This window comes from Methylorubrum zatmanii, assembly GCF_014845115.1.
In the GTDB taxonomy this organism is placed as follows: Bacteria; Pseudomonadota; Alphaproteobacteria; order Rhizobiales; family Beijerinckiaceae; genus Methylobacterium; species Methylobacterium zatmanii.
In genome coordinates this window covers 1-8,967 of record NZ_NKUI01000058.1, presented here as the reverse complement: position 1 = coordinate 8,967, position 8,967 = coordinate 1, and the positions used below count along the sequence as shown (strand labels likewise).

General features: G+C 71.4%; 10 protein-coding genes. 5 read left to right on the top strand and 5 right to left on the bottom strand.

Annotated features, from left to right (window positions below):
- From MZTS_RS08310 to MZTS_RS08300, 3 genes are all read left to right on the top strand, one after another.
- On the top strand, positions 1 to 1,216 hold a 1,216-nt coding region (locus tag MZTS_RS08310), incomplete at its 5' end, for a glycoside hydrolase family 15 protein (RefSeq protein WP_192283167.1).
- Between the two features lie 91 nt (positions 1,217 to 1,307).
- A complete protein-coding gene (locus MZTS_RS08305; protein WP_192283165.1) occupies positions 1,308 to 1,556 on the top strand; it encodes a hypothetical protein in 249 nt (82 codons plus the stop codon).
- A gap of 105 nt (positions 1,557 to 1,661) precedes the next feature.
- Positions 1,662 to 2,054, top strand: a complete 393-nt coding sequence (locus MZTS_RS08300) for a PilZ domain-containing protein (protein WP_192283163.1) — start codon at positions 1,662 to 1,664, stop codon at positions 2,052 to 2,054.
- A 33-nt stretch (positions 2,055 to 2,087) separates the two neighbouring features.
- Here MZTS_RS08300 and MZTS_RS08295 read toward each other — a convergent pair whose 3' ends face one another.
- Positions 2,088 to 2,516 (bottom strand): HIT family protein, encoded by a 429-nt coding sequence (locus MZTS_RS08295; RefSeq protein WP_192283162.1) that lies wholly within the window; start codon positions 2,514 to 2,516, stop codon positions 2,088 to 2,090.
- A gap of 226 nt (positions 2,517 to 2,742) precedes the next feature.
- Between MZTS_RS08295 and MZTS_RS08290 the strand changes: the two genes are divergently transcribed.
- Positions 2,743 to 3,723: a cation diffusion facilitator family transporter gene (locus MZTS_RS08290; protein WP_192283160.1), complete on the top strand. Its 981-nt coding sequence runs from the start codon at positions 2,743 to 2,745 to the stop codon at positions 3,721 to 3,723.
- 8 nt (positions 3,724 to 3,731) lie between these two features.
- On the opposite strand, the gene ada is transcribed toward MZTS_RS08290, so the two are convergent.
- The 3 genes from ada to MZTS_RS08275 all read right to left on the bottom strand — a co-directional run bounded on the left by ada (position 3,732) and on the right by MZTS_RS08275 (position 7,289).
- The gene (gene ada / locus MZTS_RS08285) at positions 3,732 to 4,832 is read right to left on the bottom strand and encodes a bifunctional DNA-binding transcriptional regulator/O6-methylguanine-DNA methyltransferase Ada (protein WP_009862599.1); all 1,101 of its coding nucleotides are present in this window, start codon (positions 4,830 to 4,832) and stop codon (positions 3,732 to 3,734) included.
- A gap of 82 nt (positions 4,833 to 4,914) precedes the next feature.
- Positions 4,915 to 6,072, bottom strand: coding sequence for a M20 aminoacylase family protein (locus MZTS_RS08280; RefSeq protein ID WP_192283158.1), 1,158 nt, complete (start codon positions 6,070 to 6,072; stop codon positions 4,915 to 4,917).
- A complete protein-coding gene (locus MZTS_RS08275) occupies positions 6,069 to 7,289 on the bottom strand; it encodes a GNAT family N-acetyltransferase (RefSeq protein ID WP_192283156.1) in 1,221 nt (406 codons plus the stop codon). Before MZTS_RS08275 ends, MZTS_RS08280 begins: the two co-directional genes overlap by 4 nt.
- A gap of 89 nt (positions 7,290 to 7,378) precedes the next feature.
- Here MZTS_RS08275 and MZTS_RS08270 point away from each other — a divergent pair, with 89 nt between their 5' ends.
- Positions 7,379 to 8,116: an SOS response-associated peptidase gene (locus MZTS_RS08270; RefSeq protein WP_009864429.1), complete on the top strand. Its 738-nt coding sequence runs from the start codon at positions 7,379 to 7,381 to the stop codon at positions 8,114 to 8,116.
- 179 nt (positions 8,117 to 8,295) lie between these two features.
- On the opposite strand, the gene MZTS_RS08265 is transcribed toward MZTS_RS08270, so the two are convergent.
- Positions 8,296 to 8,967 (bottom strand): alginate O-acetyltransferase AlgX-related protein (locus MZTS_RS08265; protein ID WP_192283154.1); only part of this gene is annotated, 672 nt, incomplete at its 5' end.

The following is an 8,967-nucleotide window of genomic DNA, read 5'->3' as shown; positions in this document are numbered from 1 at the left end:
CACACCGTCGTCACCCAATCTCCCGCATAGCTCCCTGCGCAGCGCGCTGACCCTCAAGCTCCTGACCCACGGCCCCTCCGGCGGCATCGTCGCCGCCGCGACCGCCGGCCTGCCCGAGGCGGTGCCGGGCAACCGCAACTACGATTACCGCTACGTCTGGATGCGGGATGCGAGCTTCACCGTCACCGCCTTCGTCAATCTCGGTTACGACCGGGAGGCCGCCGAGTTCCTGCGTTTCCTGCGCGAGGCCGATCCGAGCCGGGGGCGCGACCTGCACCTGATGTACGCCCTGCGCGGTCCGGTGCCGGCCGAGCAGGCCCTCGACCACCTGCGCGGCTGGCGCGCAACCGGCCCGGTGACGATCGGCAACGCCGCCGCCGATCAGGACCAGTACGACATCTACGGCGAGTTCCTGGTCGCCCTGCACGGCTATCTGCAGGCGGTCGATTTCGATCCGCCGGTCAAGGTCAACGACCATCTGCCCGAGGCGCTCGCCCACCTCACCGGCCACATCGTCGAGGCCCGCCACGCCCCCGATCACGGCCTGTGGGAGATGCGCACGCGCAAGCGCCAGAGCCTTCACACCAAGGCCATGCTCTGGGTCGGGCTCGACCGCGCGGTGCAGATCGCCCGCGCCGATCCGAAGCACCGGCTCGCCGATCCCGAAACCGTCGCGGGCTGGGAGCGGGCCGCGCGGGAGATCCGCGCCGAGTACCATGACAGGGGCTGGAACCCGTCGCGCGGGGCCTACACCATGGCCTACGATTCGGACGACCTCGATGCGGCGGTGCTCCGCGCCGTGCTGTTCGATGCCTTCGACCCCCACGACCCGCGCGTCGCCGCGACCCTCGACCGGATCGGCGAGGAACTCGGGGCGGGCGATCTCCTCTACCGCTACCGGATCGAGGACGGCCTTGAGGGCGACGAGGCGACGTTCTCGGCCTGCGCCTTCTGGCGGGTCGGGTGCCTTGCCCTGGCCGGCCGCACCGATGCGGCGGAGGCCCTGTTCGAGCGGCTGATCGCGCGGGGCAACGATCTCGGCCTGTTCGCCGAGGAGATCGACGCGGAGAGCGGCGAGCAGCGCGGGAACCTGCCGCAGGGCTTCACCCACATGGCGCTCATCAACCACGCCGTCCGCCTCGCCGCGACCCGGGATGGCGAGACCCGGACCGACGAACCGGATTGCCGGGCGGAACCCGCCGTCACGCCGGCCTGACGCCGGGGCGACCATGGACGCATCGACACAAACCCGACCGATTGTCGGGTTAACCATTCTTCCGAGGGTGCGGCGATGCGGAGGACGTCCGATGCGAAGCTACAACCTGTTCCGCCGCAGGGGCAGGGAATCGCTCTGCTGCGCGGTTCCGGAGAGCTGCGCCGTGCCGCGCTTCGTCGGCGGCCGCCGCTGGACCTTCGACGGCCGGATCGACGGCAGCGTCACCCCTCCCCCCGGCTTCGACGACCGGGCCGCGGCCACGGCGGTGCGCTTCAACGGCTTCTACCTGTTCCAGTGCCTCGACGAGGCCGGCCGGTCGGAGGGCGGATCGGCCGATTGACGCTGGGCGCGTCGAGGGCACGGCGAGCATTCCTTAACGGCCGGCATGCGAGACAGGCGGGATGCGTCGGGAGCGACGCGGCTTCCCCACGAGAACGGCTTCCCCATGAGCAGCGAAAGGCGCCAGGAGATCCGCAAACGGACCTTCCTCAAGGGACGGATCCTCTTCAACAAGGGCGCATCCACCATGGATTGCCTGGTTCGCGACCTGTCGGAGGCGGGCGCGCGGTTGGAACTCAGTCAGACCAACAGCCTGCCGGACGTCTTCGACCTCCACATCCCGCAGAAGGACGCGACGCTCCGCTCGAGCCTGCGCTGGCGCCGCGAGGATGCGGTGGGGGTCGCCTTCGACGCGCAGAAGCCCGTTCCTCCCGAACCGACGGCCGCTCCGTCCCTCGCCGTCCTGCTGCGCCGGATCGCCGAGCTGGAGGCTGAGAACGCGGCCCTGCGCGCGGTGATCGCGACGATGGGGCCGCCGAGCGGGACGACCCACGCCTGATCCGGGCTCCGGCCGAGCGGGCCGTGTGCGGGATCAGCCCTCGTCCAAAGCCGCCCGGATGCGCGCGGCGTGCTCTGCCAGCACGGCATTGTCGGCCATGCCGCCCTCGTGGCGCTTCAGCGGCACCCCGTCGTGCCGCGGCAGGAGGTGGAAATGCAGGTGGAACACCGTCTGCCCGCCGGCCGGCTCGTTGTACTGGAACAGCGTCAGCCCGTCCGCCGCGAAGGCCTTTGTCACGGCGCGGCCGACCCGCTGGACCGTGCCGATCAGCGCGGTGAGCGTTTCGGGCTGGGCATCGAGCAACCCGCGGGAGGGGGCCTTGGGGATCACCAGGGTGTGGCCCTCGCCCTGGGGCATCACATCCATGAAGGCGAGGCTGTGCTCGTCCTCGTAGACCGTGTGGGCGGGAATCTCCCCGCGCAGGATCTTCCCGAAGACGTTGTCCGGATCGTAAGGCGTCATCGCAGGGCTTCTCCCATTCGCGCGGCAGGTTGCACGGGTGGCTACGACCCGTCCACCGTTTCGGCAACCTTGGCCGCTGCCGTGGCGTTGACAGCCCCGTGACGGTGCGCCTCTTGCGCGCCGTCCTGGACGCCGCATCCGGACCGATGCGCGAAGCGTCCGTTTTCGCATCGTCCCGAAAGACGGGAAGCCACTTTTCGGGACGACGCGCCGGGGAGAGCGGGACATGGCCGAGAGCACGGGTGCGATCTACACGGCGGCGGGCGCCAACCTCGCCATCGCGGCGGCGAAGTTCGTCGGCGCCTTCCTCACCGGCTCGACGGCGATGCTGGCCGAGGGGGCCCATTCCCTGGTCGACACCGCCAACCAGATCCTGCTGCTGTTCGGCCTGAAGCGGGCGAAGAAGCCGGCGGATGCCAAGCACCCGTTCGGTTACGGGCGCGAGGTGTATTTCTACGCCTTCATCGTCGCCCTGTTCATCTTCCTGGGCGGCGGCATCTTCGCGATCTACGAGGGCGCCCACAAGATCGAGCATCCCGAACCCGCCGCCGACGCCACCCTGTTCGGATTCCACCTCTCCGGCTTCTGGGTGAACGTGTCGATCCTCGGCTTCGCCATCCTGGCGGAGGGCTATTCCTGCCTCGTGGCGCTGCGGGCGTTCTGGGCCGAGAAGGGCGAGCGCGGCGCGATCACCGCGATCCAGCGCAGCAAGGACCCGGCGCTCTACACCATCCTCGTCGAGGACGTGGCGGCGCTGATCGGCCTCGTCATCGCCATGGCCGGCGTGACGGCGGCGCATGTGCTCGACCAGCCGGCCCTCGACGGCTGGGCCTCGATCGGCATCGGCCTCGTGCTCGTCGGCATGTCGATCTTCCTGATGATCGAGACCCACGGCCTGCTGATCGGCGAGGCCGCCGATCCGGAGGTGGTGCGCGCGATCCAGGCGGCGGTGGGCGAGGAGCGGGCGGTGCAGCACGTCAACGAGGTGCTGACCCAGCATCTCGGCCCCTCCGACGTCCTGGTGAATCTCAGCCTCGACTTCGCCGACGACATTCCCGCCGGCGAGGTCGAGCGGACGGTCGCGCGGCTGGAGCGCCGCATCAAGGCGAAGAACCGCACCGTCACCCGCGTCTTCATCGAGATCCAGGCCAGGAGCGCCCACGCCGCCGGGGGGATGACCTCGCCCGGCTCCGCCGTGCCGGCCTGAGGCGAGGCCTAACTTGTCTCCTCTGCGCGTCCGTTTCCTTCCCGCGCGAGCAGGGCCGCCTTCCGCGCGGGGCCCCAGCGATAGCCCGACAGCGTCCCGTCCGAGCGCACCACCCGGTGGCAGGGAATCGCCACGGCGATCCTGTTGGCGCCGCAGGCCATGGCGACCGCGCGCACCGCCGCCGGCTCGCCGATGGCGCGGGCGATCTCGGCATAGGTCGCGGTCGTGCCCGCCGGGATGCGGCGCAGGGCCTGCCAGACCCGCTGCTGGAAGGCGGTGCCGCCGATATCGAGCGGCAAGGGGAAGGGGCCTCCCGGCTCCGCGACCAAGCGCACGACCGCGGCCACCGTCGCCGCGAAATCCGGCGCGCCGGCCACGATCTCCGCTTTCGGGAAGCGCGCCGCGAGTTCGGCCCGGAGCGTGTCGGCCGCGTCGCCGAGCAGGATCGCGCAGATCCCCCGCTCGGTGGCCGCCACCAGGACCAGCCCCAGGGCGCAGGGGCCGACCGCGAACGCGATCCGCTCGCCCGCGCCGCCCTTGCGGTAGACCGAGGGAGGCATGCCGAGCCGCTCTCCCGCGTCGGCATAGAACCGGCTCGGCGCACCGTAACCGGCGGCGTAGAGGCTCTCCGTGACGCTTCGCCCTTCAGCGAGGCTGTCGGCGGCGCGGCCGGCGCGGTGGGCCGCGGCATAGGCCTTGGGCGTCACACCGGTCACCGCCTTGAAGATCCGGTGGAAGTGAAACGGGCTCAGGCCCACCGCGCCGGCCAGGGCATCGAGGGGGGGCGGCGCCTCCGCCGCCTCGATCAGCCGGCAGGCGCGGGTCACGGCCTCCGCCTGCCGCGCCGACCGGGCCGCCTCGTCCGGCCGGCAGCGGCGGCAGGGCCGGAAGCCCGCTTCCTCGGCCTCCGCCGGGCCGGCATGGAACGACAGGTTCTCGGGCCGCGCCGCCCGCGACGGGCAGCCCGGCCGGCAATAGATGCCGGTGGAGCGCACCGCGTAGACGAAGCGCCCGTCGAAGCCGGCATCGCGGGCGGCGACCGCCGCGCGCATCCGGGCCTCGGTGAGCGGCTCTCCCTCGGCGGGGACGGTGTCGGGTTCGGCGAGCATGGGATCGCTCCGGAACGGTGTCGGATGAGCCATCCTGACCGAGCGGTGCGGATGGCGCATCCCGTCCCTTGCTCTCACATCCTCACGCCGCCGCGCGCCGCTCCACCATCCGCGCCAGATAGGCGGCCCCCAGCGGAATCAGGCTGTCGTCGAAATCGAAGCACGCATTGTGCAGGCCCGGCCCCGGGGTGGCTCCGAGCCAGGCATAGGCGCCGGGCACGGCCGCGACCATGTCGGCGAAATCCTCGCTGCCCATATGCGGCATGGTGTCGGCCACGACGTTCTCGGGGCCGAACAGCTCGGTGGCGATCTCGGCGGCGGCGGCCGCTTGCTCGGGGTGATTGTCGAGCACCGAGAATACGTCGCGCAGGTCGACCTCGATGGTGGCGCCGTAGGCCGCCGCGAAGCCCGCCGCCAGCTCGCGGATGCGGCTCGCGATCAGCCGGCGCAGGTCGGCGTCGAAGGTCCGCACGGTGCCGGCGAGATGTGCGCCCTCGGGGATGACGTTGTAGGCCGCCCCCGCATGGATCTGCGTGATCGAGACCACGGCGGATTTCAGCGGGTTGCTGTTGCGGCTGACGATCGACTGCATCGCCTGGGCCAGCGCCGTGGCGACCACGATCGGGTCGATTCCCTGATGCGGCATCGCCGCGTGCGCGCCGCGGCCGGTGATGCGGATGTCGAAGAAGTCGGCCGCCGCCATGATCGGGCCGGGGCGCAGCTGCAGCACGCCGTGCGGCCCGTGCGGCGCGTTGTGGATCGCGTAGATCTCGTCCACCGGGAACTTCCGGAACAGGCCGTCGGCGATCATGGCGCGGGCGCCGCCCAGGCCTTCCTCGGCCGGCTGGAACACGAACACGGCGGTGCCGGCAAAATCCCGCGTCTCGGCGAGGTAGCGGGCGGCGCCGAGCAGCATGGTGGTGTGCCCGTCATGGCCGCAGGCGTGCATCTTGCCCGGCGCGGTCGAGCGGTAGGGGAGGTTGGTCTCCTCGGTGATCGGCAGGGCGTCCATGTCCGCGCGCAGCCCGATCCGGCGCGGGCCGGGGCGCCCCTGGAGGAGGCCGACCACGCCGGTCTTGCCCAGACCCCGGTGGACCTCGATGCCGAACCGCTCCAGCTGCGCGGCGACGATCCCTGAGGTGCGGACCTCCTCGAAGCCGAGCTCGGGATGGGCGTGGAGATCCCGCCGCAGGGCGGTCAGCTCGTCGGCATAGCTGCGGATACGGTCGATCGGGCTCATTCTCCTGCCTCCTCGCAGGTCTGGCGGAACGGCGACATCCGCTCGTACTCGGCGATCCCCGCCCGGACGGCGCCGCGCTCCCGCTCCAGGTAGTCGGCCACGGCGCGGGCCAGAGCCGGATCGGCGATGTCGTGGGCCGAATGCATCGGCACCGGGCGGTAGCCGCGGGCGAGCTTGTGCTCTCCCTGCGCCCCGGCCTCGACGCGTTGCAAGCCCCGCGCCAGGGCGAAGTCGATGGCCTGATAATAGCAGACTTCGAAATGCAGGAAGGGGTGATCCTCGATGCAGCCCCAGTTGCGCCCGTAGAGCGCCGTGTCGCCGATGAAATTGATGGCGCCGGCGATCGGCGTGTCCCCGTTCCGGGCGATGACGAGCAGGATGCGCTCGGCCATGCGCTCGCCGATCAGCGAGAAAAAGGTGCGGTTGAGATAGGGTCTGCCCCATTTGCGGGCGCCGGTATCCCGGTAGAACTCGTAGAACGCGTCCCAATCGGCCTCGCGGATGTCCGATCCGGTGCGGTGCTCCACCGTCAGCCCCGCGCTCAAGGCCTCCCGCCGCTCGCGCCGGATCGCCTTGCGCTTGCGCGAGGCGAGCGCGCCGAGAAAATCGTCGAAGCCGGCATAGCCCTCGTTGAGCCAGTGGAACTGCTGGTCCACCCGCGGCAGCATCCCGAGGGCCCGCGCCTGCGCGGCCTCGCGCTCGCGCATGAAGGTGACGTGGATCGAGGAGGCGTCCGTCTCGCTCCGCAGCGCCTGCAGGCCGGCGACGATGGCCGCGACCGCCGTGTCGGGATCCTCGCCGGGCGCGATCAGGAAGCGCGGGCCGGTCACGGGTGTGAAGGGCACGCTCACCTGAAGCTTCGGATAATAGCTGCCGCCGGCCCGCTCGTAGGCGTCGGCCCAGCCATGGTCGAACACGTATTCGCCCTGGCTATGGGATTTCAGGTAGCAGGGCGCCGCGCCGACGAGCTTGCCCTCGCGCTCGACGCGGACATGCAGCGGCAGCCAGCCGGTGCGGCGGGAGACGCAGCCCGATTCCTCCAGCGCCGAGAGAAAGGCATGGCAGGTGAAGGGGTTGAAGGTCTCGTCGCCGGAGGCCAGCGTCTCGGGCGAGGTGGCGCAGGCATCCCATTCGGCCGCATCGAACCGGGCCATGCCCGGCACGGCGCGCACCTGCAGGACGGGCTCGGCAGCGTTCGCCGTCGCGGGGGAGGTCATGGCCGCCAACGTAGCGCCGCCGCCGGACGGTGCAACGGGACATATCCGCCGCTTGATCCGGGGGCGGCGGAGCGCCCATATCCCTTGAGATGTGCGGACGTTTCTTCATCGGCCAGCCGCCGGAGGTCTACCGCGCCTTCTACGGCTACCCGGAACAGCCGAATTTCCCCGGCCGCTTCAACGTGGCGCCGACCCAGCCGGTGCCGGTGGTGCTGCGCGAGAGCGGGGAACGGCATTTCCGGCTGATGCGCTGGGGCCTGTGGCCGGCCTGGCTCAAGGATCCGGCCGGCTTCCCCGTCCTGTTCAATGCCCGCATCGAGTCGGCGGCCGAGAAGCCGGCCTTCCGCGGGGCGCTGCGCCACCGCCGCTGCGTCTTCCTCGCCGACGGCTTCTACGAGTGGCGCCGCGACGGGGCCGGCAAGGCCGCGACCAAGACGCCGTTCGCCGTGCGCCGGGCCGACGGGGCGCCGATGGCCTTGGCCGGCCTGTGGGAACCGTGGATGGGCGCGGACGGCTCGGAGGTCGACACCGCCGCCATCGTCACCTGCTCGGCCAACGGCACCCTGAGCGCCATCCACGAGCGGATGCCGGCGATCCTGGCACCGGAGGCCGTCGCGCCCTGGCTCGACGCGGCGGTGGACGCCCCCGAGGCGGCGCGGCTGTGCCGGCCCTGCCCCGATTCATGGCTGCGGCTCGATCCCGTCGGCGACCGGGTCAACAGCGTGCGCAACGACGATGCCGGCCTGCCCGAGCCGGTGACGCCGGCCCTGCCCGCGGGCTGGATCGTCCCGGCGCGATCCGAGGGCGTGCAGGGCGAGCTGTTCTGAAAGCGCGACCGACCGCTGCGTTCGGGCATCCACGCCGCTCCTCATGCTGAGGTGCCGCGTCAGCGGCCTCGACGCACGCCGCGTCGCTCATCCCAGAGGGTCGCTACCGTAGGATCGACCGCTCCGGGGGGCTTCGAGGCCGAGCTTCGCTCGGCGCCTCAGCATGAGGAGCGTGGGGCTCAGCCGCCCACCACCTCTTCCCCGAAACGCTCGGCGGCATAATCGATGAGGCTGAAGCTGTCGTCGGGCACGCGGAACATGAACCGCTCGGCGATCTCGGTCAGGACGATGTCGGGCCGCACTGCCTCCACGTAGGACCAGTCGATCGCGGTGCTCCAGATGAAATGCACCTCGGCGAAGGTCTCGGCCAGCATGATCGTCAGCATCAGCGGCGCGAAATGCGCGTACGAGTCGCCGAACAGCACGAGGCGGCGCGGATCGGCCGGCGAAGCGTTCCGGTAGATCACGTGCGAGCCGACATGGAGCGTGTCCGGCCGCCCGGCCGCCTCCCGCGCCGCGACGATGGGGCTGGCATAGCTGCGCACCGCATCGCGCTGGAGGTCGTGGATCCGCGCCCGCTCGGTCCGGGGCGGGTCGAAGCGGGAGCCGAGATCGCCCGCGATCTCGGTCTCGCGGGAGCCGCGTTCGGCCAGGTCCTCCCGGGGCGAGGCCCGCAGCGCGCGGCAGATCTCGCGATAGGCGAGGTGGCAGCCGGCGAAGGTCCAGTGGCTGTCGGTGCGGTAGAACAGGTCCGCGCGGGCGCGTGCCGCCCGCATCGGCCCGACGAGATCGACGCAGATCGTCCGCAGGGCGCGGGTGGTGCGCCGGTCCCGCAGCCACCCCTTCAGCCG

Excerpts from the sequence above, each read along its gene's own strand:
- MZTS_RS08305 (WP_192283165.1), top strand. The coding sequence starts at position 1,308 with ATGCGAAGCTACAACCTGTTCCGCCGCAGGGGCAGGGAATCGCTCTGC.
- MZTS_RS08300 (WP_192283163.1), top strand. The coding sequence starts at position 1,662 with ATGAGCAGCGAAAGGCGCCAGGAGATCCGCAAACGGACCTTCCTCAAG.
- MZTS_RS08295 (WP_192283162.1), bottom strand. The coding sequence starts at position 2,516 with ATGACGCCTTACGATCCGGACAACGTCTTCGGGAAGATCCTGCGCGGG.
- MZTS_RS08290 (WP_192283160.1), top strand. The coding sequence starts at position 2,743 with ATGGCCGAGAGCACGGGTGCGATCTACACGGCGGCGGGCGCCAACCTC.
- ada (WP_009862599.1), bottom strand. The coding sequence starts at position 4,832 with ATGCTCGCCGAACCCGACACCGTCCCCGCCGAGGGAGAGCCGCTCACC.
- MZTS_RS08280 (WP_192283158.1), bottom strand. The coding sequence starts at position 6,072 with ATGAGCCCGATCGACCGTATCCGCAGCTATGCCGACGAGCTGACCGCC.
- MZTS_RS08275 (WP_192283156.1), bottom strand. The coding sequence starts at position 7,289 with ATGACCTCCCCCGCGACGGCGAACGCTGCCGAGCCCGTCCTGCAGGTG.
- MZTS_RS08270 (WP_009864429.1), top strand. The coding sequence starts at position 7,379 with ATGTGCGGACGTTTCTTCATCGGCCAGCCGCCGGAGGTCTACCGCGCC.